This window comes from Rhodoglobus sp. G.S.4, assembly GCF_056619605.1.
The window spans coordinates 1,705,967-1,730,724 of sequence record NZ_CM152748.1; the positions used below are offsets into that span (position 1 = coordinate 1,705,967).

General features: G+C 58.7%; 23 protein-coding genes and 1 tRNA gene. 8 read left to right on the forward strand and 16 right to left on the reverse strand.

Annotation, left to right across the window (positions count from 1 at the left end):
* Positions 1-5: 5 nt before the first annotated feature.
* Positions 6-899 carry an EamA family transporter gene (locus AC061P_RS08235; protein WP_480390893.1) on the reverse strand — a complete coding sequence of 298 codons (894 nt, stop codon included), beginning with the start codon at positions 897-899 and terminating at the stop codon, positions 6-8.
* 105 nt (positions 900-1,004) lie between these two features.
* Here AC061P_RS08235 and AC061P_RS08240 point away from each other — a divergent pair, with 105 nt between their 5' ends.
* Together AC061P_RS08240 and AC061P_RS08245 are read left to right on the forward strand one after the other, a co-directional pair.
* On the forward strand, positions 1,005-2,483 hold the full coding sequence (locus tag AC061P_RS08240) for an SDR family NAD(P)-dependent oxidoreductase (protein ID WP_480390894.1): 1,479 nt from the start codon (positions 1,005-1,007) through the stop codon (positions 2,481-2,483).
* Entirely contained in the window at positions 2,477-2,716 is a 240-nt protein-coding gene (locus tag AC061P_RS08245; RefSeq protein WP_480390895.1) for a hypothetical protein, read from the forward strand. Before AC061P_RS08240 ends, AC061P_RS08245 begins: the two co-directional genes overlap by 7 nt.
* On the opposite strand, the gene AC061P_RS08250 is transcribed toward AC061P_RS08245, so the two are convergent.
* From AC061P_RS08250 to AC061P_RS08260, 3 genes are read right to left on the reverse strand one after another with little or no spacing between them, the layout of a single operon-like run.
* Positions 2,700-4,661 carry an FAD-binding oxidoreductase gene (locus tag AC061P_RS08250; RefSeq protein WP_480390896.1) on the reverse strand — a complete coding sequence of 654 codons (1,962 nt, stop codon included), beginning with the start codon at positions 4,659-4,661 and terminating at the stop codon, positions 2,700-2,702. The two genes, AC061P_RS08245 and AC061P_RS08250, sit on opposite strands and share 17 nt — an antisense overlap.
* Entirely contained in the window at positions 4,658-5,353 is a 696-nt protein-coding gene (locus AC061P_RS08255; protein ID WP_449646912.1) for a lysophospholipid acyltransferase family protein, read from the reverse strand. The genes AC061P_RS08250 and AC061P_RS08255 overlap by 4 nt, the downstream gene beginning before the upstream one ends.
* The gene (locus AC061P_RS08260; protein ID WP_449646913.1) at positions 5,350-6,165 is read right to left on the reverse strand and encodes an SDR family NAD(P)-dependent oxidoreductase; all 816 of its coding nucleotides are present in this window, start codon (positions 6,163-6,165) and stop codon (positions 5,350-5,352) included. The genes AC061P_RS08255 and AC061P_RS08260 overlap by 4 nt, the downstream gene beginning before the upstream one ends.
* A gap of 110 nt (positions 6,166-6,275) precedes the next feature.
* On the opposite strand from AC061P_RS08260, the gene AC061P_RS08265 reads away from it, so the two are divergent.
* The 5 genes from AC061P_RS08265 to AC061P_RS08285 are packed head-to-tail and all read left to right on the forward strand — an operon-like array spanning position 6,276 to position 11,952.
* Entirely contained in the window at positions 6,276-7,076 is an 801-nt protein-coding gene (locus AC061P_RS08265) for a hypothetical protein (RefSeq protein ID WP_449646914.1), read from the forward strand.
* Positions 7,073-9,382 carry an SDR family oxidoreductase gene (locus AC061P_RS08270; RefSeq protein ID WP_449646915.1) on the forward strand — a complete coding sequence of 770 codons (2,310 nt, stop codon included), beginning with the start codon at positions 7,073-7,075 and terminating at the stop codon, positions 9,380-9,382. The genes AC061P_RS08265 and AC061P_RS08270 overlap by 4 nt, the downstream gene beginning before the upstream one ends.
* A 12-nt stretch (positions 9,383-9,394) precedes the next feature.
* A complete protein-coding gene (locus AC061P_RS08275) occupies positions 9,395-10,189 on the forward strand; it encodes a ferritin family protein (RefSeq protein WP_449646916.1) in 795 nt (264 codons plus the stop codon).
* Between the two features lie 56 nt (positions 10,190-10,245).
* On the forward strand, positions 10,246-10,740 hold the full coding sequence (locus tag AC061P_RS08280; RefSeq protein ID WP_449646917.1) for a cation:proton antiporter regulatory subunit: 495 nt from the start codon (positions 10,246-10,248) through the stop codon (positions 10,738-10,740).
* A 9-nt stretch (positions 10,741-10,749) separates the two neighbouring features.
* Positions 10,750-11,952 (forward strand): cation:proton antiporter, encoded by a 1,203-nt coding sequence (locus tag AC061P_RS08285; RefSeq protein WP_480390897.1) that lies wholly within the window; start codon positions 10,750-10,752, stop codon positions 11,950-11,952.
* A gap of 70 nt (positions 11,953-12,022) precedes the next feature.
* On the opposite strand, the gene pxpA is transcribed toward AC061P_RS08285, so the two are convergent.
* The 5 genes from pxpA to AC061P_RS08310 are packed head-to-tail and all read right to left on the reverse strand — an operon-like array spanning position 12,023 to position 17,949.
* On the reverse strand, positions 12,023-12,748 hold the full coding sequence (gene pxpA / locus AC061P_RS08290; RefSeq protein WP_480390898.1) for a 5-oxoprolinase subunit PxpA: 726 nt from the start codon (positions 12,746-12,748) through the stop codon (positions 12,023-12,025).
* 1 nt (position 12,749) lies between these two features.
* Positions 12,750-14,252 carry an amidase gene (locus AC061P_RS08295; protein WP_480390899.1) on the reverse strand — a complete coding sequence of 501 codons (1,503 nt, stop codon included), beginning with the start codon at positions 14,250-14,252 and terminating at the stop codon, positions 12,750-12,752.
* Positions 14,253-14,264: 12 nt separating this feature from the next.
* A complete protein-coding gene (locus AC061P_RS08300) occupies positions 14,265-15,302 on the reverse strand; it encodes an ABC transporter permease (protein ID WP_480390900.1) in 1,038 nt (345 codons plus the stop codon).
* A gap of 2 nt (positions 15,303-15,304) precedes the next feature.
* Complete coding sequence (locus tag AC061P_RS08305) at positions 15,305-16,867, reverse strand: sugar ABC transporter ATP-binding protein (protein WP_480390901.1); 1,563 nt, start codon at positions 16,865-16,867, stop codon at positions 15,305-15,307.
* Positions 16,868-16,869: 2 nt separating this feature from the next.
* Positions 16,870-17,949, reverse strand: coding sequence for a sugar ABC transporter substrate-binding protein (locus AC061P_RS08310; RefSeq protein ID WP_480390902.1), 1,080 nt, complete (start codon positions 17,947-17,949; stop codon positions 16,870-16,872).
* 154 nt (positions 17,950-18,103) lie between these two features.
* Between AC061P_RS08310 and AC061P_RS08315 the strand changes: the two genes are divergently transcribed.
* The gene (locus tag AC061P_RS08315) at positions 18,104-18,889 is read left to right on the forward strand and encodes a FadR/GntR family transcriptional regulator (protein ID WP_480390903.1); all 786 of its coding nucleotides are present in this window, start codon (positions 18,104-18,106) and stop codon (positions 18,887-18,889) included.
* Between the two features lie 55 nt (positions 18,890-18,944).
* Here the strand turns inward: AC061P_RS08315 and AC061P_RS08320 are convergent.
* The 7 genes from AC061P_RS08320 to nadD all read right to left on the reverse strand — a co-directional run bounded on the left by AC061P_RS08320 (position 18,945) and on the right by nadD (position 24,758).
* Positions 18,945-19,021: transfer RNA gene (locus AC061P_RS08320), tRNA-Ala, on the reverse strand.
* A gap of 208 nt (positions 19,022-19,229) precedes the next feature.
* Complete coding sequence (locus AC061P_RS08325) at positions 19,230-20,057, reverse strand: MetQ/NlpA family ABC transporter substrate-binding protein (protein WP_480390904.1); 828 nt, start codon at positions 20,055-20,057, stop codon at positions 19,230-19,232.
* Between the two features lie 76 nt (positions 20,058-20,133).
* Positions 20,134-20,835 carry a methionine ABC transporter permease gene (locus AC061P_RS08330; protein ID WP_480390905.1) on the reverse strand — a complete coding sequence of 234 codons (702 nt, stop codon included), beginning with the start codon at positions 20,833-20,835 and terminating at the stop codon, positions 20,134-20,136.
* Positions 20,832-21,821, reverse strand: a complete 990-nt coding sequence (locus AC061P_RS08335; RefSeq protein ID WP_449646921.1) for a methionine ABC transporter ATP-binding protein — start codon at positions 21,819-21,821, stop codon at positions 20,832-20,834. The genes AC061P_RS08330 and AC061P_RS08335 overlap by 4 nt, the downstream gene beginning before the upstream one ends.
* A 133-nt stretch (positions 21,822-21,954) precedes the next feature.
* The gene (gene rsfS, locus AC061P_RS08340; RefSeq protein ID WP_449646922.1) at positions 21,955-22,344 is read right to left on the reverse strand and encodes a ribosome silencing factor; all 390 of its coding nucleotides are present in this window, start codon (positions 22,342-22,344) and stop codon (positions 21,955-21,957) included.
* 36 nt (positions 22,345-22,380) lie between these two features.
* Positions 22,381-24,156, reverse strand: coding sequence for a hypothetical protein (locus AC061P_RS08345; RefSeq protein ID WP_480390906.1), 1,776 nt, complete (start codon positions 24,154-24,156; stop codon positions 22,381-22,383).
* Positions 24,153-24,758 (reverse strand): nicotinate-nucleotide adenylyltransferase, encoded by a 606-nt coding sequence (nadD, locus tag AC061P_RS08350; RefSeq protein WP_480390907.1) that lies wholly within the window; start codon positions 24,756-24,758, stop codon positions 24,153-24,155. The genes AC061P_RS08345 and nadD overlap by 4 nt, the downstream gene beginning before the upstream one ends.

Genomic DNA, 24,758 nt, shown 5'->3' on the forward strand with positions numbered 1-24,758 from the left:
GACGGCTAGCTCAGCGCCAACATAACGGAAGCGACAAGCGCAAGCCCCATCCCCACGAGTTGCACTTTGCTCACGCGTTCGTGGAGCGTAAATCTTGCGAGCACGATTGTTGCCAGCGGGTAGAGACTGACGAGCACTGACACCACGGCCAAGCTTCCGAGCTGAAGTGCGAACAACACGAAAGCGTTTGACGCACCAACGAGCACCCCACCAGCAGCAGCAAGCAGTCGCGCCCGACTCACACTGACGACCGGGCCCCCTTCTGGCTGATGATCGAACTGAGCGAAGAATCGTTTGAGCGACGGGAGCAGCCGAGTGAGAGCAAGCAAGATGAGCATCGCGCCGAGCCCCACCAGAATCTCAACAACAGCAGTGGCAAGCCCCGCCGACTCCGGTGCGTGGTCAAGAGCAATCAACGCGGTGCCTAAGGCCACTCCCGAAACCAAGCCGACAACAACCGTGCGGGGTCGCACTCGAACCGCGGCATCCGCTCTCGTCACCGAGACCAACAGCGCGCTGACGAGGGCGAGCACGATCGCTAGCCACGCTTGAAGCGGCAACTGCTCCCCCGTGATGACCGCAAAACCAACCGGAACCACCGCACCGACAACGGCAATGAGAGGTGCGACGAGACTCATGGGGCCATCAGCGAGTGCCGCGTAGAAGGTCAGAAGACCGATGATGGCGCTAACCCCCGCAACCGCGCCCCACACGATGGCGCCGGCTTCCCAACGCACAACAACAAAGGGCATCGCCGCGACGAGGGCGAGAGTGGCGAAGACGTGGATGATCGTGGTCGCGGGAACAACGCGAAGACGGCGAGTGCTTAACCCACCGAAAAAGTCGGAGACACCATAAAACAGCGAGCCAGCAAGCGCGAGTACGACACTGACGATCATCACGCCAGCTTAGAGCTATTGCTGAAGTTTGCTGTTCGCGACATTGCCACTTCGTGACGACGCTGCCCGATCTCCGAGACCGCGTGCTCGCGGGTAGAATCTGGTGTGCTCAATTCAAGTGACTCCCCCGAACCCGGCCCCAGCGGTCTTGATCCGACGGAGCTTGAAACGACCCTCAAAGTCTTGAAACAGATGGCCGAGATCGATGATGAGCACCCCGACTTTGTCACCGTGCGCCGAGCCACCGCAGCCATGTTCAAAGCAGTCAAGAAAGAACGTCGGCTTGAGAAGCGTGCCACCATCGCCGACGCCGACCGCCAAGTGATCGCGGCAACGGCGACCGGTGCTGCCGACCGCATCGATGACGAAACCCGCGGCATCCCGATCTCCACAAACACGACAACTCCGTCGGCCGGGGAGCTGATCAAGGCACGCCCCTGCTACATCTGCAAGCAGCCGTATACGACCGTCGATTCGTTCTACCACCAGCTCTGCCCGAATTGCGCCGCGTTCAATCACGCCAAGCGTGACGCCAGAACCGACCTCACCGGAAAGCGCGCACTGCTCACCGGCGGTCGCGCCAAAATCGGGATGTACATTGCTCTGCGTCTGCTGCGGGATGGTGCACACACGACCATCACGACCCGCTTTCCTCGGGATGCCGTTCGTCGCTTCTCGAGCCTGCCCGACTCCGCCGATTGGCTGCACCGGCTGCGCGTTGTCGGGATCGACCTCCGCGACCCCGCTCAGGTAATCGGGCTCGCCGAGTCTGTCGCCGCTCAGGGGCCCCTCGACATCCTCATCAACAACGCCACCCAGACCGTGCGTCGCTCCCCCGGCGCTTATCAACCACTCGTCGATGGTGAGCTTGCTCCGCTGCCCGATGGCCCGTTGCCCGAGCTCACGACATTCGGCCACACCAATGACCCGCATCCGCAGGCTCTCGCGCAGTCGGTCTCTGCACATCCGATCCTGGCTGCCGCTGCCACGCGCGCTGAAGAACTCACCGAGCAAGCGATGACCGCAGGATCAAGCTCACTCGAACGACTAGCCGCCGGCACCGCGATTGATGCCGGTGGGCTTGTGCCCGACCTCGATTCGATCAACTCGTGGACTCAACACGTTGATCAGGTTGATCCTCTCGAAATGCTCGAAGTTCAATTGGCAAACACCACGGCACCCTTTGTGCTGATCTCGATGCTGCGTCCATCGATGGCCGCGTCCACCGCCCGCCGCAAATACATCGTGAATGTGTCGGCGATGGAGGGCGTGTTCGGTCGCGGTTACAAAGGTCCAGGGCATCCGCACACCAATATGGCCAAAGCTGCCGTCAACATGCTCACCCGCACGAGTTCACGCGAAATGTTTGAGAGCGACGGAATTCTCATGACGAGCGTCGATACCGGCTGGATTACGGATGAGCGCCCCCACCCCACCAAAGTGCGGTTGGCGGAAGAGGGCTTTCATGCGCCGCTCGATCTTGTCGATGGTGCGGCCCGCGTCTATGACCCCATCGTGCGCGGCGAGGACGGCGAAGATCTGTTCGGCATCTTCCTGAAGGACTACGACAAGAGCTCATGGTGACCCCGGCAGAGTTTCTCAAGGCGACCACCAGCGGAACGCGGGTCGTCGTGCGTCACCTCATCGACGATGGTCGCGCTACTGATGCCCTCGGCTACTTTCATCTCGCCGATGACAGCCACTGCGTTGTCGCGACTAAGCGCGGTCTCGAAACTATTGAACTCGCCAAAGTGATCGCTGCCAAAGAGGTGCCGCCGCCCCCGGCACCCCGCCCGCGCGCTACTTCTTCGGAGTAGCGCGCGCCGGCGCCTTCTTGGTCGGTTCAGCTTTCGTAACGGGTGCAGCCTTCGCAACGGGTGCAGCCTTCTTGGTCGGCGCAGCCTTCGTCGCTGGCGCTTTCGCTGCCGGACTCTTCGTCGCTGGCGCCTTCGTCGCTGGCGCCTTCTTCGCTGACGCCTTCTTCGCTGGCGTCTTCTTCGCTGGCGTCTTCTTCGCTGACGCCTTCTTCGCTGGCGTCACGGTCGCACTCGCACTCGAAGTCGCAGTCACAGTCGCAGTAGCCCCAGCCAACTCTGCTGGGGTGACCTTGCCCGGGTTGAAGTTCGCACCGGGATCTGCAGAGTCAAACAGTCCCTGCATGACTTTGACACCTTCCGTTGAGATGTCTTGTTCGAGCCACGGTGAGTGCTCACGGCCGACACCGTGGTGGTGCGAGATGGTGCCATCGTTGTCCACAAATGACTGTTGGATGGCGCGCTTGACGGTGTCATATTCGCCGAGTGGATCGTCTCCGAAGGTGAATGCGAATGTGAAGTAGAGACAGGCACCCGAGTGATAGGAGTGCGACATGTGCGACATGATCCAGCCTTTGGTGCCGAGTGAATCGTAGGCATCTTGGGCTGCTTTATGGGCTGCAGAGTGCAGCTTCACGACAGACGACCACGGGGTCGCTGTTTCTGAGACATCGCCGGCGGCACCCATATCGAGCAAGAAGTCGCGCAGGTATGGGGTGTCGAACTTTTTTTGGTCGTAGAGGATTCCTGGCCCCTTACCGACACCCATTCCGCCGTGCTTGCCGACAATTTTGTCAACGAGACTCTTCTGGCGCTTGGCATGAGAAACGCTGCCCTCGAAGCCAATGAACGACAGGCAAATCTCGTCAAGGTTCCAGCCCTTGGCGGTCATCAGTTTCGGCAGTGCTGTTTCGGCCGAAAATTTACTGAAGCCCGTGCGGGTCTTGCTCGTCGCGAGTGAGAAGCCGGTCTCTTTTGCATCAGAAATGCGGGTGATGGATGGCGCAGCATCCGACTCCGCGATCGCCTGCATTGCGGCGATTCCTGACTCCCAGTTGGGGAAGAAGTAGGCGTACACATCTCGCTTAGCGGGAATGCGGTGCACCTGGACAGTGACTTCGGTAATGACCCCGAGGCGCCCTTCGCTTCCTAAGATCATTTCGCGCACGCTTGGGCCGCTTGAGGTGCTTGGCAAGGGCCGAAGTACAAGCATTCCGCCGGGGCGCACCACTCGAAGACCGCGAGTGATGTCGGCGATGTCGCCGTATTTGTCTGATTGCATTCCGGAGGAACGCGTCGCTACCCAACCGCCAACGGTCGAGTGCGTGAAGCTGTCTGGAAAGTGTCCGATCGTCCAACCTTGAGCATTAAGCTGCTCTTCGAGGTCAGGGCCCTGAGCGCCAGCCTGAATGCGAACGAGGCCGGCATCCGCATCAATTGCCACAACCTTGCGAAGTCGTCCGAGGTCGAGCGAGATTACAACGCGTTTCTCGGCGGGCATCGGCTCGAGGCTGCCAGCGATGTTGCTGCCGCCTCCGAACGGAATAATGACGGCATTAGCGGCGACCGCGGCATCCACGATCGCCTGCACTTCAGCTTCATCAGCGGGGTAGATAACGACATCAGGGCTGCGCTTGATGGCATTGCTCCGAATTCGTACGAGGTCGCGAAGTCCTTTGCCATAGGTGTGGATGACGCGCACCATGTCGTCTCGAGTGACATAGTCCGCGCCGACAATCGCTGCAAGTTGCTTTGTGAATGCGGCGGTCGCTTTGCTCTTCGGAACGTCGAGTTCATCGAACGATGGTTCACCAGCACGAGTGGCCGAGCCAAGATCAAGACCTACTGCGTACTCCACGAACGGTGCAAAACCAGGCTTATCTTCGTGATGGAAGCCCACCCCTTCATTGCCCCAACCCCACCACTTCATGTGTTTGACAGAGGTCATTTCGTTCCCTTCGGGGTGGCGCTTGGCATGGGTTGAACTGTTTCGTGCAGTTGACGCACGACCTCAGCGAGTCGTGCAGAAAAAGCTTCCGATGTTTCGGCTTCGCGGCGCTGCTGCAGTTCGCCAAAGACTACCGTGACGGGCAGGCGACCTGACTTTGGCCAGTTCACCCCGCGAGGCATTGCTGTCGATGCACCAACGAGCGCGATAGGAAGGCACGGCACTGAAGTGTTGATTGACAGTGCGGCAGCTCCTGGCTTGAAGCGCGTGAGTGCACCCTCGCGGGTGCGACCGCCTTCGGGAAAAATGAGCAGCGGAACACCGCGCTCGAGAAGCGCTCGCGATGCGCCAGCACGTTTGCCTTCAGCATTGCGTTCGATCGCGAAAGCGTTAAAGAACAAGGTGGTTAGCCACTTTCGCCACCACACCTCAAAGAAATAGTCGGCTGCCGCTCCGGCGGCGAGGTAGCGTGCCCGGCTGCGGGGCAAGGCGCCGATGATGAGCGGTGCATCAAGGTGGCTGGAGTGGTTGGCAACGGCGATGAATGGGCCATCGTGACGCTCGATGTGCTCGACTCCCTTTACATCGACGCGCACGAGCGACCACACTAGCGGCTTCAGTAGGCCTCGCTGGGCAACATATCTGGCCCCCGCCATCGTCGGCGAGGTAAAGCGGTCAAAAGTCCGGGTCATGTCGTTGTCGCATCTTTCACACCTTGAGGTTCGGAGCCCTCATCACTTCGGCTTGAAGAAATTTTCGCCGAAATCCAACGAATTGTACGCAAAGGCACGTGTCGAGCAAACCATCCGATGACTCGGTACCGAACAGTAGGTATGGAAATGACTTTGCCCCGTGCTGAATCCCGCAGTGCACCCGTGACGAGGGTCGGTGCGTCAATCCACATAAAGGACGGGATAGACCCGGTGCGGATGCCCGCCCGCTCGTGGAATTCGGTGACAACCCATCCCGGCATGAGCGCCGTCACTGTCACTCCCGTATTGCGCAGTTCTACTGAGAGTCCTTGGCTGTATGACGCCACCCAGGCTTTGATCGCTGAGTACGATCCCATGGTCACGAGTCCGGCGATGCTCGACACGTTGATGATCGAACCGCTGCCGCGTTCACGCATGGCCCGACCAGCGGCGCCCGCGAGAATCAGTACCGCGCGACACATAACGTCGAAGGCATGTTCATGCACGCGCACCTCATCGGTGTCGGTCAATTTCGAGTGCACCCCGAAGCCCGCGTTATTGACGAAGAGGTCAATGGGTCGATCTGGATCGCTGAGACGAGCAGCGACTCGCACTACGTCGTCGCGCACGGCAAGATCGGCGCTGATGATCTCGACGGCCACGCCAAACTCGCGGTGCAGCGTCGAAGCTGTTTCTTGCAAGCGAGTTTCATTGCGGGCGATCAAGACAAGGTTGGTCCCGCTGCGAGCAAGTTGCCGGGCAAACTCAGCACCGATGCCTGAAGTTCCACCCGTAATTAGCGCTATTGCCATGGCTCTAAGACTACGGCAAGCCCTCCCTATAGATTGTGTCTCCTCTGAGGAGTCGCAACTAGAATTGTCAGAGGTCGCTGTCACCACACTGCTTCGAGCGGAGGAGAACGATGCCAAGAAGTCTTGAAGTTGCCCTGGACGACATGTCTATTCCGGCACCCGATTTTGACGTCCGCGCGTATGCCAATGAGGCACACGCGAGCTACCGCGACCTGCTCAATCTTGAGGCATACGCCTCTCAGCCCTTGAGCGCAGATACGCTACGCGTCTTGCGTTACTTGCAGGTTGTTGAGCGCGGCACGATGACGCATCTGCGCAGTGTGCTGGTCACCGCTACCCATAAAGACTCCCGCGTTACCGCCTTCTTGATCACCTGGGCGTTCGAGAAGTATTGGATTGCGGATGCACTTGACCAAGTCATTCGCGCGAACGAGGGTGGCGAAGCCGACCGTACCCCGTTCCGCACTCCTGTCGAACGAACAATCCGCGAATCGATCGTTGCCAACATTGTCGGGCTACCCATGGTGGCCGTGCACACATCTCTTGGTGCCGTGGATGAGTGGCTCATGCAGGCCGCCTACCGTCGGCTTCTCGAACGTGAGCCTCATCCGCAGCTCGCCGATCTCATCGGGCGGCTCTTAGCGACTAAGGCGCGCCAGCTGGAGTTTTTCGAGGCGCAGGCCCGCCACCGCCTCGCCGAGTCGACTCGCGCTCAGAAGGTCACGCGGCGGCGTCTCGCGAAGACGCCGTGGCCGATCGGTGCCCGCGCTGAACCGCGCGAAAACACCGCATTCTTCTTTTCTTATCTATTCAACAGCCAGCCAGCGACCATTGCTGAGATTGATGCCCTCGTCGATTCCCTCGATGGCCAAAGCAACCTCCACCTGATGAAAAGGGCCGCCAAACTATGACGACCATCACCCCCCTCACGACGGAGCATGTCTTTCTGACGGGAGCCACTGGCTTCGTCGGGCAGGCAATTCTCGAACGTTTGCTCTCGAGCCACCCCGGAACACGAATTTCTATTCTCGTGCGCGGAAAAGGATCAACAAGCGGCGAAGGCCGGCTCACCAATCTCATGCGCAAGCCGGTATTTGCGCAGTGGATGGAAACCCTCGGCAAAGAGAAAGCCCTCGAAGAGGTTGCTCGCCGGGTCACCGTGATTGAAGGCAGTCTCACGGATGTCGGCACGCTGCCCGATGACATTGATGTCGTCATCCACGGCGCGTCTACTGTCTCGTTTGATCCGCCGATCGATGAAGCGTTTGATACCAATGTTGGTGGAGCGACGGGCATCTATACGGCGTTGTTGAACAGTAAATCGCGTCCTCACGTCGTGCATATTTCTACGGCTTATGTTGGCGGCATCCGCAAGGGAATTGTTCCCGAAGCATCGCTTGTTCACAACGTTGATTGGCGAGCCGAGTATGAGGCTGCTCGCACGGCGCGCACTCGTGTTGAGTTCGAGTCTCGCCAGCCCGAGGCGCTGCGTGCCCAACTCACTGCCGCTAAAGCTCGTCATGGCAAAGCCGGTCCGCAGGCTGTTGCCCAATTCACTGAGGCTGCCCGTGCTGAATGGGTGCACGACCGCCTCGTCGATTACGGCCGTATGCGCGCTGAGAGCTTGGGCTGGACTGACGTCTACACTCTGACGAAGGCGTTCGCCGAACGCGTTGCTGAGGAACTGTGGGCTCAGGCCGGGCACCGCCTTTCGGTGGTTCGTCCCTCGATTATTGAGAGTGCACTTCACCACCCGTTCCCGGGCTGGATTGACGGTTTCAAGGTCGCCGATCCGTTGATCCTCGCTTATGGCCGCGGTCAGTTGCCCGATTTCCCGGGCCTTCCTGATTCGATTCTCGATGTCATCCCTGTCGACTTTGTCGTGAATGCAGCGTTGGCGGCCGCCTCCACGAAGGCTGATCCGAAGGCGCCCCAGTACTACCACGTGAGTTCGGGAGCGAGCAATCCGCTTCCGTTCCACCGCATGTATGAGAACGTCAACGCCTACTTCACAGCGAACCCGCTGCCCGCTGAGGATGGCGAGATCACGGTTCCGCTGTGGCGTTTCCCCGGAGGTCAGCGCGTGGAGAAGGCGCTAGTGAAGCGCGAGCGTCAGGCCGAGCGTGCTGAGCGCATGATCACCAAGATGCCGACAACTCCCCGCACTCGCCGTTGGCTGGATGAGGTCAAGAGCGGCCAACATCAGCTTGACGTGCTGCGCGCCTTCACGAATCTCTATCGCGCGTATGTGCAGACGGAGATAATTTTCGATGATGCCAACACTCGTGAGCTTCTCGCTTCGCTACCGAAGAAGACCTCTCAGAGTGCACGCTTCGATGTCGCCGAGATCAACTGGGAGGACTACTTCCAGAAGGTGCACTTCCCGGCGATCACGACGTTGACGCGGGCATTTGCCAACCGACCAGCCGCCAAGACCCGCACCGCTAAGAAGCTTCCCCAGCGCACCGATGTTGTCGCTGTCTTCGACCTTGAAGGCACTGTCGTCGATTCCAACCTCGTGAAGCAGTACTTGCTGCTGTGGGGTGGAACTGTTCCCCGTGCCAAGGTTGTGCACGACCTCGCCAATTTCACTTTCTCTTTGCGCAAGTACTTGCGTGCTGAACGTCGTGACCGCGGCGAGTTCATCCGAACCTTTATGCGTCGCTACGAGGGCTTCAAGATTGTGGAGATTGAGCGGATGGTGCGCGGCAGCTTCGGCCGGGCCATGATGCGTCGGGTGATGCCGGATGCTCTGCGCCGTGTTCAGGAGCACCGTGATGCTGGCCACCGCACCATTCTGGTCACGGGAACAATCGATCTCATGGTGACCCCCTTCTTGCCGTACTTTGACGAGGTCGTTGCTGGCCGGATGCACGAACGTGACGGTGTTCTCACCGGTTTCTTGGCCGATCCGCCGCTGGTGGATGAGGCACGGGCCGCGTGGTTGCGCCACTATGCCGAACTCAATGGTTTCAACCTCACCCAGTCGTATGGCTACGGCGACAGTCATGCCGATCTGATGTGGCTGCAACTTCTCGGAAATCCCAGTGCCGTCAACCCTGACGTCAACCTGTATAAGCATGCTCAAGAGAAGCGGTGGAACGTGCTCGATTGGAAGCGCCGCTCACCCAATACCCGCATCCCTCGACCTCGCGCCGCAGCAACCGCGCCGGTGCAACTGGAAGGAGAGGAACAGAACTCGACGCCGTCGAGCTAGTTCCCACACCTCATGGCATTTGATATTGATCGGTACACCTCGACCTCGAAGAAGGTGCAGTGGGGTGACCTCGACTTCACCGAATTTGAGCGCAATCCCCTCCCGGATTCGACTCTGCGCAGCCTTCGCTACATGGCGGATGTCGAATACCACACGGTCTGCTACCTGCGAGATCTACTCGTCACGCCCTCCCACAAGGAGGTCGACGTTAGTGCGTTTATGACGATGTGGAACCGCGAAGAGTTCTGGCACGGCGAAGCGCTCTCGAAGGTGCTCGGTGCTCACGATGTGACTCTCGACTATGACGAGCTCAAAGCCACCCGGCTGAAGTTGGGCTGGAAGGATCGACTCGACCCGATCAAGCAGTCCGTGCTCGGAAATGTGATCGGTAAGGACTTCATCGCAGTGCACATGATCTGGGGCGCCGCGAACGAGTGGTCTGCCGTTGCTGCGTACAACCGGCTCGCGGATATGGAAAAGCATCCGGTGCTGTCTGAGTTGCTTCGCCGAATCGCCAAGCAAGAAGCACGCCACGTTGCCTTCTATGCGACTCAGGCTCGAGAGCGTCTAGCCAAAAGCAAGAAGGCGCAAGTCTTGGCGCGACTGGCTTTGAGGGGCGCTTGGGGTCCGGTTGGCTCGAGCATCATGCCCGCTAAAGAAGTGACCCACGTTATGGGCCACTTGTTCTCAGGCGAGGAGGGATTGCGCGAGATTCGCAAACTCGATGAGCACATTTCACGCATGCCGGGCCTCGAGGGCCTCACCATTGTGGAGACGTCAATGAAAAAGTATGGGGTTGCAGCGTAAGAGGCGTAGGCTTCTCGCTGGACTATTGGCCACTAGCGAATTGGTAAGTGGGAACTGTGGGCGTAAGAATCGAACGAATTGACCTTCCTGGGTTTGGTGTTCGCAATGATGTGATCACTGATTCGGGATGCCGTGTCAGCGTGGTTTCGCTGCGTTCAGGCGAGCGAGATCTTGCCTTTTTCAATGCGGACGACCCTGACTCGAACGCTGCCTCCATCTCACTCACTGACGATGAGGCTGCGGCTATCGCTGAGGTTCTTGGTTCGTCGCTCACGCTCAGCCGTTTGTCGGTTCTTGGCGAGAAGGCTGAGGGGCTCTACACCGAAGAGATCTCTCTTCCCGGCGGCTCAGGATTCGTCGGTCGCCCCATGGGCGATATGAAAGCGCGCACTCTCACGAGCGCATCGATCGTCGCGATTGCCCGCGGCAACGATGTTGTTCCTTCCCCTGGTCCTGAGGTTAAATTCGAGTCTGGCGATGTAATCGTCGCTGTGGGGACCCGCAAGGGTCTCGACGCACTCGGCAAGCTCATCAACCGCGGCCCCAGCTAAGGCTCGCGTATGCATGAGACGACGCAGCTCCTCATCGAGGTTGGCGCTCTCCTGCTTGTTCTTAGCGTGCTCGGAAGATTTGCTGCACGTTTCGGGTTTTCTGCCATCCCGCTCTATCTTCTTGCCGGCCTCGCTGTTGGCGAGGGCGGTTTGCTGCCGTTTCAGGCGAGCGAAGAGTTCTTCGAAGTCGGTTCACAAATCGGCGTGATTCTTCTTTTGGCGATGCTGGGGCTGGAGTATTCTGCAGAAGAGCTCGTCTCGAATCTCAAGACTTCTCGCATTTCGGGCATCCTCGATGGTGTCTTCAATGCCCTACCCGGGGCTCTTTTCGCCATCATTTTGGGGTGGGAACCTGCCGCGGTCGTCGCCCTCGCCGGTGTCACCTGGGTGTCATCATCTGGGGTGATCGCTAAGGTCGTGCGCGATCTGGGGCGACTCGGTAACCGCGAGACCCCGACCGTGCTTTCCATCCTGGTGATGGAAGACTTGGCGATGGCGTTCTACCTGCCGGTACTTTCTGCGCTCGTCATTGGTGCGGGACTGCTGCAGGGCGCGTTCACTGTGGCCATTGCCGTCGCTGTCGTGCTGCTGATTCTTTATGTTGCCCTACGTCATGGTCGATTCTTGTCGCGACTGCTTCCCGACAAGAACGCCGAAGCACTGTTGCTCGGTGTCGTTGGATTGACGATGCTTGTTGCTGGTTTAGCGGAACGCGTGAGCGTGTCTGCTGCGGTGGGTGCTTTCCTCGTCGGTATTGCGATCTCGGGCCCGGTGGCGCACCAGTCAGCCCAGCTCATCACTCCCCTGCGTGACCTATTCGCTGCGGTATTCTTTGTGTTCTTTGGGATCTCAACTTCGCCGGCAGACATTGTTCCTGTTCTGCTGCCGGCGGCTGCTCTCGCGGTTGTCACTATCGCTACGAAGACGCTCTCGGGCTACCTTGCGGCGAAACGGGCTGGGATCGCGGTTGCTGGTCGATGGCGCACTGGGCTCATTCTGACTCCTCGCGGTGAGTTCTCGATCGTGATCGCGGGTCTCGCGGTCGGCGCCGGCATCGAGCCCATGCTCGCACCACTAGCGACGGCGTATGTACTCATCACGATCGTCGCCGGTCCACTCCTCGCACGAATCCCCGACACCAAGTGGTTCAAAGCCAAGGTGCGTAAGACCACGGGAACGACACCCCCGACAACGCCTCTCGCCACTACGTAGCGCCAGATTCATTTTCGAGGTCAGGTGGGCAGAAACGCTAATACTGCTTCCGCCCACCCGAACAACTACGCTAAACCGCTACGTGCGCAATCGCGTCGCGCACCGTTCTCGCTACCTCCACAGCATTGGGCAGATCAGAGTGGATGCAGAAGGAGTCGGCGCGAACAGGAATCGTGTTGCCTGTTGTGCTGATGGTTGTTCCTTCTCGCAAGGCACGTGACGCTCGCTCTGCGACTTCACCGAGGTCTCGCACGGAACCCGTGCGATTGACGACAACCATGCCGTCATCCGTGTAGTCGAGATCAACGTAGTACTCCGGAACGAATGGCACTCCCCTTGCTGCCGATACTCGTTCGTGAGCTGTGCCGGCTAGCCCATAAATGGGAACTCCGTACTGCACCGCTACATCACAGGCAGCATCCATCAGTTCATCGTTTCGAGCCAACATTCCAAACAGCGCACCGTGAGGCTTGATGTGGTGGAGTTCATGGCCGTGGGACTGCACGAAGGATGCGACTGCGCCTGTTTGATAGCGGATGAGGTCTCGCGCTTCCTCAACCGTAATTACCATCTCCCGCCGCCCGAAGCCGGCGATGTCTGGCAGCCCCGGGTGGGCTCCGACGCTGACGCCTCGGTCTAACGCGAGCGAGACGATCCGAGAAATCGCTGACGGATCGCCAGCGTGCAGCCCGCCGGCAACGTTGATCGTGTCAACGAATTCGAGAAGTGGCTCGTCATTACCGAAGTGATGGATCCCGACTGACTCCCCCATGTCAGCATTGATTGTGCGCGTCATCTCAGTGATCAGACCCCAGATTGTGCTCAGGGCTGCGGCGAGCCGTGGTAGCTTTTTCGACCGCAGAAGCGACCTTCAAGAGCCGCTGTTCGTCATAGGGCGCGCTCATGATTTCCAGCCCAACCGGCAGTCCGTTATCAGTGAAGCCCACGGGAACCGTAATCGCCGGAAAATGCAGTTGTGACGCAATGACCGTATTGGTGGGGTACGTCAGGCAGGTCCAGCGGTCAGCGAATACATCCGCACGCGTGGGTGCCGGCAGTTTTGCATCCGGGAAAACAATGGCGTCGAGCTGCAACTCCTCCATCAGACTGACAACATGGCGCTGGAACTTCTGCTGCACCAAAATTCGATCGACATATTCGTCATCATCAGCGGGGTTCTCCGGGGATGCGGCAATCCCGATTAGGAGATCAAGTTTCGGGTGGAACCGTCCACTAGCGATAACGTCGCTCATACCCGTCACTCCTGCACCGGGGCGCGTTGCAAAGAACTTATCCATGTCGTCGTGAGATCGAGTGTTGTACAACGAGGTGAATCCAACGAGGTGCATCAAGTCATCTACATGAACGTCGACAGTTTCGCCGCCGGCTGCGCGAAGCTTATTAAGCGTTTCTTCCAGCACAACATTGATGCGTGCACCATCGACATCGCTCTCGTCACCGAACGCTTCACGCAGCACTCCAACACGCTTTCCTGCCATGGTCGACTCGGCAAGACCATCCGTGTAGGAACCCACGTGGCGAGCGATGCGATTGATGCTCGTGTAGGAGTCTTCCGGGTCGAACCCCGCAAGCACATCGAGCACTCGCGCACTGTCCTCTACCGTGCGAGTCATCGGGCCGGGGGTGTCTTGAGGCTTGACGAGTGCGGACATACCCGCACGACTAATCAATCCAGGCGTTACTCGCAGTCCGACGAGGTTGCAGAATGAGGCTGGCAGACGTATCGACCCACCCGTGTCACCACCAATTCCGACCAGAGAGAGGTTCGCCGCAATCGCTGCCGCAGAACCTGACGATGATCCTCCAGGATCACGAGCAAGATCGTAAGGGTTCTTGGTCGTTCCGCTGCGTGACGACGTACTGAACCACGACGTGGCAAAGTCAGGCATCGTGGTGGTTCCCATGATCACGGCGCCAGCGGCGCGCAGTCGAGCGACAACCGTGGAATCCTTTTCGGGTACGAAATCTGCGGCGATCTCGCTTCCATAGCTTGTGGGCATTCCCCCAACTTCGACCTGATCTTTCACTAGCACTGGCACGCCATGCAGAGGGCCAAAGAGCTGACCGTTCTTTGCGTAGAACGCATCGAGGTCGGCAGCGTCTTCGAGCGCGCGGGGCGAGAGCGCAACGATCGAGTTGAGTTCCGCGCCACTGCGGTCGATCGATTCGATGCGGTCTAGGTAGGCCTGAACTACTGAGGTAACCGTGACGGTTCCTTTTTGGTAGGCATCCTGAACTTCGCTAATGGTGATTTCTTTGACATCAAGAGTCTCCGACATGATCTTGCTCCTTTAAACGGTGTCGTTGCTAATACTGGACTGGGCGGTCTCGGATGGCGAGACCCGGCGAGGGCGTGCAAAGCGGCTCCAATCAACTGAGGTGAGAGCCGCGATGATAATCACCCCCTTGATGATGTTTTGGTAGTACGCGTCGATATCAAGAAGGTTGAAGCCATTCTGCAGGGTTGCCAAAATTGCGACTCCTACGGCCGTGCGCCACAGTGATCCCTTTCCGCCGGCGAGAGTCGTGCCCCCAACAATGACCACGGTGAGGACATCGAAGACGAGCTGACCGCTCAACCCGGCCTGGGCTGAACTCAATCGGGATGCCGTGATGGTGCCGGCAATCCCAGCGCAGATTCCGGCGACAAGGTAGGCACTAGCAACAACCCAGCCGGCTCGGATGCCTGAGAGCCGTGCTGCTTCGCGATTGCCTCCGACCGCATAGATGTTGTGGCCGTATTTTGTGAAGGACAAGACGAGTCCGCCAACCGCGAACAGAAGGATCATGAGTAGTGCACTTAACGGTATTCCCAGAATGGCTCCGCGACCGAGAACAGTAAACGGCTCGAAGATGACTTGGATCGGACGGTTCCCCGTCAGAAGCAGTGCAACACCGGTGATGATGAGGGACGATCCCAACGTTGCGATGAAAGGGTTGACTCTGAGAAGTGTGACGATCACGCCGTTGAGTAAGCCAACAACTCCAGCCACGATGATGGCTCCTATGAACGCCGCAATCGGAGGGAGCGTCTGTCCCAGCGTTGCCGCGACGACGGCGGCGAGAGCGTAGGTCGCGGCCATAGAGAGGTCGAAGCCTCCCGTCAACACGACGTATGTCATCCCGATGCCCATTATGGCGACGGGTGCCCACTGTGCGAGGACATTGCTGACGTTGCCCAGGGATAAGAACGCGGGTTGGAGAAGCGCTACAACCATGATGAGCACAACAAGTGCGAGCACTACGCCGTACTCGCTCAGTGCGCGACGGATTCGGGGGCCGATCGGTGCAGCAACGGGCTGCAGTGTTGCTGTCATTCGTGTGCTCACTGTTATTTCTCCTGCACGTGAGTGAGTGAAGATGCGGATGATGGTGTGGATACCGCAGCGAGGGCGGCGGTGCCGAAGGCTTGAGCAAGTACATCGTGCACAGTCGCCCCGGCTGGCAGCTCAGCGACGACTCGGCCAGCACGGCATACTACGACGCGATCACTGTGATCGAGCACTTCTTGAATTTCGCTAGAGGACCACAAGACAGCACGACCCTCATCGGCGAACGAGCGCATCGAGGCAAATACTTCTGACTTCGCCCCTATGTCCATGCCTCGAGTTGGTTCGTCGAGAAGCATGAGTCGGAGTGGACGTGAAAAGAGACGGCCGAGCAGCAGCTTTTGCTGATTCCCTCCCGAGAGAGTGCCTGCGGGCGCCCCCAGCCGGGATTGGGCGAAAGCGACCCGGCTTGCGATGGGTTCGGCCCATCGGCGCAAGAGGGCTGCGGTGATCCGTCCGCGCCGACGAGCGAGGTGGAATCCACCGAGCGCAATATTCCATGACGCTGGCTGATCAAGCACCAGACCCTGGTGCTTCCGATCTTCAGGGGCAAGAGCGATCCCCACTTTCCAGGCCTGCGCTGGTGATCTTGGCCAGCGCAGCGACTTTCCATCAAGTTCGATTGTTCCGGTCTGCACTGGTTCAGCACCGGCAACAGCTCGCAACAACCGGGTGCGCCCTGAACCGACTAGACCAGCAATTCCGACCACCTCGCCTGATCGGATGCTCAAGGATTCGAGATCTACACCAGGTGCCTGCACGTTGCTTAGTGCAACGATTGTTGGCTCCAGAGCGCTGTGGCGACCGCCGGTAGGGGCCGTGGACGGTGAGTGGCCGAGCATCGCGGTGACGAGTGCAGTTTTGTTCCACGCCGCCGCCGGCGCTCGCGAAACTATAGACCCTTCTCTCAGCACCATCACATCGTCGCTGACATCGAGTACCGCATCGAGGTCGTGAGATACATAGAGCACGGAACATCCTTTGTCGCGCAGGTCACGGATCACCTCATGCAGTCGCGCGATATCTTCCGGTCCCAACGACGCGGTTGGTTCGTCCATGATCACGAGTCGTCGCCCGTGCGCGATAGCGCGCATGATCTCAAGCAGTTGCTGATTGGCTGTCGAGAGGTCGCCGGCGCGGGCATCCGGTCGGATGTCGCTGCCAACCCGCTCTGCTACAGAACGATAGTTCCGTCGAAGCTGACTCGATCGCACAATCCCGAATAGCGTCGGAACGTGCCCCAAATAGACGTTCTCTTGAGCGCTGAGCTCAGGAACAATAGTGAGTTCTTGATAGATCATGGCAACCCCCGCATCCGATGCGGCGCGAGGGTTGCCAGCGACCAATTGTGTGCCAAAGACCTCAATGTGACCCGCGGTGGCACGCTCGGCGCCGGCAATCGACTTCATAAGCGTCGACTTTCCTGCGCCGTTTTCGCCAACGACAGCGAGCACGATTCCAGGCTCAACGCTGAAGGACACATTGTTGAGCGCGCGCACGCCCGGATATTCCTTGCTGAGGCCAGAAACGGTCAGAGCCGTTGACAATTCGCGGTTGAGGTTCATGATTAGTACTCGGGGTCGAAGTCAGCAGCGTTACTGCTGTCGATGAAGATGGTGCCCGGTCCATCGACGACGACAGGCGACTCGGCCAAGTAGGTGAAGCCTTCGGTGATCTCTCCAGTAGCAAGTGCTCTGGCGAGATGGACGCCACCGTAGTACGACTCCTCGTAGGGAAGCAGCACAGTTGTTGATGTCCATGCTCCGTCGATCACACGGTCGGTACCGTACTCGGTTCCGCCAACGCTATAGATCCGGACATCGCTGCCGGGGGTGAGCCCTGCTGCCCGAATCCCTTCTTCAACGCCTCGAGTCATGTCATCCCACGAGGAGACGACGATCTGTGCGTCGGGGTTGGCCTGCAAAGCATCTTGCACCACACTGAGCGCTGTTGCTGGGTCGAAGTTTCCGGGTTGTTCAGTGACGACGGTAACGTTGGGATGATCGGCGGCAGCGCGCTCAATTGCATTTTGCCAGCGAGTGTAGAGGTCGTTTCCGAGGAATCCACCAACCGCAATCGCTTCACATTCCCCTTCACAGGAATCGAACGCGTTGTTGACGTGCTCAAGGAAGAATGACTCGGTCTGCATCGCAGCGAAGCCCACGGACCCTTCAGTAAAGTCTGCGTTTCCGCACATCGGGCTGTTGATTGTGGCTACCGGGGCACCAGTCTCAACCAACACATCGAAGCTTGCGCATCCCGAAGCATCTGCGACGGGCGAGAAAATGTAGCCATCGAACTCGCGGAGCACGGCGTCTTGCACCTGACCCTGCTGAGCATTCGCATCGAATGCCGCGTTGAATAGGGTGATTTCTGCATTGACCGCTTCTGCAGCATCCTGCGCACCCTGCCATCGAACCTGGCAGAACGTGTTCTCGGTCGCGCACTCGGCGATATAGGCGATGGATGCTCCGTCGAGGTCGGGCAGTCCCGCTTCGATGTAGTCGAGCGTTGCTGCCATTGCCGTTTGAGAGGCAACTGCATCTTGCTTGGGGTTGTCGTCGGATCCAGTGGGTGTGGGCGCCGTGCAGCCGGCAAGAGCCAGAATGCCCAACATCGCTGTGCTTAGTAACACTCGGGTACGCATGAGTTTCTCCTCGTTTGAAAGCTAGACATTCAATGTTTGACACTCAACGTAGTACTTCAGACCTAGATCGACAAGCTTTTCGTTGTTACATTTAGATTTCGCAGAAACTGAGGTTTCGGCGTAACCCCACGCTCAGCACATCGAGGAGTCACAGATGACGCAACCCGCTTTCCAACCCGCAGAGCTGTCGCGTCGCGATGCCTCGGGCCAAATTGCGATGCAACTCCGCAAGGCAATCAATGACAACGTGTGGGAGCCAGGAGAACGTCTGCCCACCGAAAAAGAGCTGGCAGACTCCTTTGACGTGTCGCGCGCCACAGCGCGCGAAGCCCTCAAACTTCTCTCGGCAACCGGACTCGTGCAATCAACACGCGGAGGACAGGGCGGAACTTTTGTGACCGTCCCTGATGCCGATCAAGTCGCCGCGCAGCTCAGCGATGCCATCCGACTGTGGTTCCGTGTCGGAAATGTCACCGTGCACAATGTTGATGAAGCGCGCGAAAAGCTCGAGACGATGTGCGTCGCGCTTGCCGCCCAGCACCGCACCGATGAGGACCTCATCGCGATTCGCCACGCGGTTGATGCAGCTCGCGACCTCGAAATGGATATCGACGAGTGGTTGGAATGGGATCTCGCATTCCACACCGCAATTTCTCGAGCAACCAAGAACCCGATTCTCGAACTCGCAATGATGTCGGTCCACCTAAGCCGACCTGCCACAAACACCGTCTTCGTGAACCTCCTCGGTCGCGACGAGGTTTTGCAGCAGCACCACGAGATTTGCGAAGCAATCGCAGCTGCTGACCCTGAAAGGGCACAACAGGCTCTACTTGCCCACGTTGGGTACCTCAATGACGTGCGACGCGACGCACTTCTTGCACTTCAAGTGGACGATGTGCCGCTGTCGCAGCTCCCGTTCACACCAGGCAAACGTCGCTAACGACTGACTCGTTAAACAAAAAAAGCCCCGCAATCTTTACGATTGCGGGGCTAAATGGTGGATCCAAGGGGATTCGAACCCCTGACCCCCTGCATGCCATGCAGGTGCGCTACCGGGCTGCGCCATGGACCCATCTGTTTTATCTCCGTTACCAGAAATGCAACTTCTCAAGAATAGTACATGCGCGACGCATCCAGAACCATCTGAGCGTTCTGTGGCCCAAGTTCGTGAGAATCACAGCCAACATTGAGGGCGGAAACCCAAAGACGGCCAGCATCCGAATGGATACTGGCCGCCTTTTCGCAAGCCGGAGCGTGCGTTTGCTCGGTTGCCGTGTCGGCTAAGAAACGGGAATAACGAGTCCGTTGTAGAAGTCGTTGATGTACGCCTTTGTCTCGTCTGAGGTCAACAGTTCGTATAGCTTGAGCACCCGAGGGTCAGTCTTGAGCTCGTCACGCGTTACGAGCGTGTTGTAGTAGACGCTCGAGGGGCCCTCGGTGACCAGCTGCAGGTCGCCCGAGAGGCCAGCAGCACCGGCGTAGTTGAAGTTCACGATCGCAGCATCTTGGTCATCAAGAGCCGACGGCAGGCTTGCCGCATCAATTTCGATGAAGTTGAAATCGCTCGGGTTGGCAGTGATGTCGGCAACAGTCGACGGAGCATCCGTGGTCTCGATGAGTCCGGCATCCGCAAGCAGCAAGAGCGCACGGCCCTCATTGCTGGCATCGTTCGGCAACGCAATGTTCGCGCCATCCTTCAGGTCTGCAAGCTCGCCAACGGTCTTCGAGTACAGAGCGAGCGGCGGAAGGTAAACCTGGCCAACGACGAACAGATTGTCTCCCGTGTTCTCGTTGTAGAGATCCAGGAACGGCTCGTGCTGGAACAGGTTGACGTCGAGGCTGCCCTCACTGAGAGCAGGGTTCGGTGTCGTGTAATCGGTGAACTCAACGATGTCGAGCTCGAGGCCAGCAGCCTCAGCCTGACCGCTGTCGATCACGAACTGAACAATTTCGCCGGCCGGTGTCGCCGTAGCACCAACGGTAAGCGAACCGAGCGTGCCATCAGTGGGCGCGGACTCTTCGGCGGGAGCCGAGCATCCAGAAAGGGTCAAAGCGAGCACGCCAGCGGCGGCCACAGTGGAGAGTGAGAAGAATTTGGAGCGTGACATGACATTCCTTAATCGAGAAAACAAACAGTGGTGAAAGAAAAAAGAAAAACTACTCAGGGGTAAGCCGCCGACAGAGTCAGCGGTGAGACATTCGGTTAGCCAAGCGAGCGCCGACCACCTGAACGATCTGCACAATCGCGACTAGCACGATAATCACCGCGACAATGTGGATGACGCTGTAGCGCTGGTGTCCATAGCGAATAGCAACATCACCAAGACCTCCACCACCAATCGCGCCCACAATTGCCGAGTAGTTCACAATCGACACCACTGTCGTTGTAAAGCCACGGATGAGACCAGGAACAGCCTCAGGAATAATCACTTTCGACACCAACTGCCAGCGCGTCGCGCCCAAAGAGTGCCCCGCCTCAACAAGCCCCTCGTTGACTTCGCGCAGCGAAATCTCCACGATGCGGGCATAGAACGGAATCGCAGCAATCGTCAACGGTACAATCGCCGCGGTCACGCCAAACGCCGTCCCCAACAACAGTCGAGTAAACGGGATGAGCGCAATCATCAAAATGATGAACGGGATCGAACGGCCCAGGTTCACGACGGCCTGCAGCACCGCGTTGATGATGCGACCGGCGATCACACTGCCGAATGGGCGCTCGAGAATGCCGCCGCGGTCGGTGATAACCAACAGGGTGCCCGCTGCAAGCCCAATAATGAGAGTGATGAGCATCGTGACGCTCACTTGGTACAGGGTCTCCCCTGTCGCCTTCAGGAGCGTCTCAAACAGCTGCGGCCAGAAGCCGGGAGCTTGGGAATCGATCATCGTCCGCTCCTCACAATCTCAACGACGAGGCCCTGAGCGCGCAAGTCGTCAATTGCGGCAGTGTGCTGCTCGATCGTTCCCGGCAGTTCAAGGCGCGTGCGCCCTGATTGCGCTCCCCCGATGGTTTCCATCGCAGCACCGAGCAGACCAACATCTAGTTGGTGAGTGCGGGCAAGCTGAGCGACAACAGGTCGCGCTGACGACAAACCGACAAAGGTGACATCGATGACTGTGGAGTTACCCTGCGGCAGTTCGCCGAGCGGGAACAGTCCACGAGCAAGCTGCGAACCTGGCTTGGCAAGCAAGTCAACAAGACGACCCTGCTCGAGAATGCGGCCACCGCTCATTAGCGCTGCGGAATCGCAAATGCTTTTGACGACGTCCATCTCGTGCGTAATCAGCAAAATGGTGAGTCCGAGCTCTTTGTTGAGCCTGCGCAGCAACTGAAGAATGGAGTCTGTGGTCTCCGGGTCGAGGGCGCTCGTTGCTTCATCGCTGAGAAGAACGCGAGGCCGAGATGCCAGCGCCCGCGCGATGCCCACGCGCTGCTTCTGCCCGCCCGAGAGCTGAGCCGGATATTGCTGAGCTTTCTGTTCGAGACCCACAAGTTCAAGAATGTCGTTAGTGCGGCTGGTGCGTTCGCTGCGGCTCACGCCCACAACTTCTAAGGCGAGTTCCACGTTTCCACGAACGGTGCGGCTATCAAGCAGGTTGAACTGCTGAAAGACCATGCCGATTTCGCGACGCGCATGAAGAAGATCGCGATCGCTGAGCGCGGTCAGTTCACGGTCGGCGACGGTGACCCTGCCCGAATCGGGGCGCTCAAGAAGATTTACCGTGCGGATGAGCGTGCTCTTGCCGGCACCACTTTGGCCGATAACGCCGAAAATTTCGCCTCGCTGCACAGCGAGGTTCACATCGTCGAGCGCACGAACCGTGTTCGCGGCTGCACCAAAAGTCTTGGTGACGGAAGAAAGCGTAATCATGAAACCCCAGAGATCGAAGGCAATTCTTGTGGAATCGCCGCGGGGTCTAACTGCCCGGCTAGATCAAGAAAACCAGCACACTGGCACCCACACAAATTGAGTTACGAAGTGTGAAGTAATCGAACCAGACTGACTAAACAGCTCCCGATTCGGGGTCGGCTGGTGCTGCGATATCGATCGGGATGACGGGGCAATCGCTCCACAAACGCTCAAGCGAGTAGTAGAGGCGATCTTCTTCGTGGAAGATGTGGGCGACAACGTGGCCGAAGTCGAGAAGAATCCAACGACCCTCCGCACGGCCCTCGCGACGTAGCGGCTTCGCGCCAGCTTCGATCATCTTCTCTTCAATTTCAGACGCGATCGACTGAACGTTGCGTTCGTTGCGGCCTGTGGCAAGGAAGAAAATGTCGGTGTAGGGCGTGGGACCGGTGACATCCAGTGCGACCATATCCGTCGCCTGCTTGGCGTCGGCGGCGTGCGCGACGATGGAAAGTAGCTCGTTAGCACGAGGAGAAGCAGTCACAGGGTCCTTAATCGGAGGAAGAGCAAAGAGTTAAACCTACAACATGTTGAAGGCGAATGCTGCCACAAGCAGTCCGGCAACCACAACAGCCATCGACGAAGCCGAGATGAGCAACACCGTGAGTGCACGAGTACCCTTCGGCTTTTGTGTCTGAGTTACTGACTGATTGGAGAACGTACTGACGGCTTTGACGGCGCGCACGGGTGCTGAATCAGTCGAAACCATGTCGCTGTCATTGAGATCGAGAAGTGAATCAATATCTGCGTGGTCAAAACGGTCCGAGACACCACTTGCCGACAACGTGCTCGGCAGATCAATCGACCCTGTGAGCATAGTTTCACCGCTGGAATTCAATGGACCACGGATGTCGGTGGCAAACGGGATCGCTGGCAAGACAAGAGCGCTTGTTGCGGGGGTTCCGCTGCCAATGGTCCTCGAAATGATTGAGGCACTTGGGTCGTCTTCAACCGCAGCCTGGCGAGTCCAGTGGCCCGCTGGGGCTACAGTCATTCCCGGGGAGTCAATCCCCGGCGACGGGGCCGGCGCGGCGGTAGGCGTCACGTTGGGTTCGACCGATAGTCGGTCGACCGCGGGCAGTTCGCCATCGAGTCGCTTGCGCGCCTGTTCGTCGAACTCTGCGCGGGCATTGCTGAGGTTTGTTGGTGCCGCCGAAATAGTGGGCGCTGATTTTACCGCCGGCGTTGTATCGGCTGGTTCGCTAGCAGCCTCCGGAGCTAACCCGAGGAGTCCCGCAATGGTTGATCGTGCGGATGAACGGGGAGCTTCAGCCGACTGCGGTTCTGCGCTTGGCGCTGGCTGGTGCGGTGCTGAGGCGGCCGACGACGTGTCTACCGGAGCTGCTGCAATGGTTCCGCTGAAGTCGAGGTCCGCTGCTGACTTAGCAGAGCCTGTCTCACGCGGCGGATCGATGAGCGGAGACCGGGGAGCATCCGTGATTTCCGCATCTTTCGCGGAACCGTCAGCGTTGGCCAGTAGTGATTCGAAAGCGCTCAGCGCGTCTTCGGGAGGTGCGGCAACCGCTGCAGCTTCAGGAACTACCGAAAGTGGATCGATGAGTGCTGGCGGTTCAACGTAGGCCGGAATCGTGGGCTCTACAGTCAGGTGCTGTTCCGCTGCAGGCTTGGAAGCCTGTCCAGCTGAACCCGAGTATGGATAATGCGGCACGGCATCCGCAGCAGCATTTGCTAACGGAGTCGAAGCAGCCTTTGGCGCCGCCTCGGGAGACGCAGCCGCTTCAGAAGGCACAGCGGTTTCAGAAGGCACAGCAGTTTCAGAAGGCACAGCAGTTTCAGAAGGCACAGCAGTTTCAGAAGGCACAGCAGTTTCAGAAGGCACAGCGGTTTCAGAAGGCACAGCAGTTTCAGCGGGCGCTGCAGCGGCACGTTCAGCTTCCTGACGTGCGCGAAGCTCTCGCAGTTCGCGACGAGTAAGGGTGCGCTCGGGAGAACTCGACTCCGGCGCTGCCGGAGCGGCAGCGGGAGGAGGAGGCGGCGCAAAGGAAGAGTCTTGCGTGAGTGGTGATGGTGGCGGCGCCAGACGATAGGCGGCGTCTGTCGACGGTTGGGATGTTGCGGGCGCGGCAGGAGGCGCAACGGTGCCTGATGGGGCGGCTGCGGCAGTGGTGTCGGCGCTCAAGTCTTTGTGAGGTTCTTCGACACTGTTCTCTTCTGCTTCTTGAGAAGGAAAAGTTGTGAAGCCCTCTACTGACGGCTGCTCATCGGCAGCTCGTTCGCGCTCACTCTGACGCGCCGCACGGCGCGACTGCGGCGGCGGATCGTGAAAAGTGGTCATGGCATACTCCGATATAAATGGTGCTTGGCGATGTACTGAACGACACCATCCGGAACCAGATACCAGACCGGGAAGCCCTGACTGACTCTGGTTCGGCAATCAGTGGATGAGATCGCAAGCGCCGGCACTTCTAACGAGCTTACGCCTTGAGTAGGCAATCCACTAATGGTTAGGGGGTGTCCTGGCCGTGAAACTGCTATGAAATGGGCAAGAGTCCAGACCTCGGAAACGTCTTTCCATTCCATGATCTGAGCCATGGCATCCGCCCCCGTAATGAAGAAAAGGTCGGCATCGGGATAGGCCTTGCGCATGTCCCGGAGCGTGTCGATTGTGTAGGTCGCGCCTTCTCGTTCTAAGTCAACGCGGCTGACGTTGAAGCCGGGGTTAGCGGCGGTGGCGATCACCGTCATGAGATATCGGTGTTCTCCGGCTGTGACCGTTGACTTCATCCAGGGCTTGCCCGTGGGAACGAAGACGACCTCATCGAGGTCAAACTGTTGCTGAGCTTCGCTTGCAGCCACGAGGTGACCATTATGGATGGGATCGAAAGTGCCACCCATGATGCCGATGCGCGCACGCTTCTGCGTCGTCTCGGCCGACAC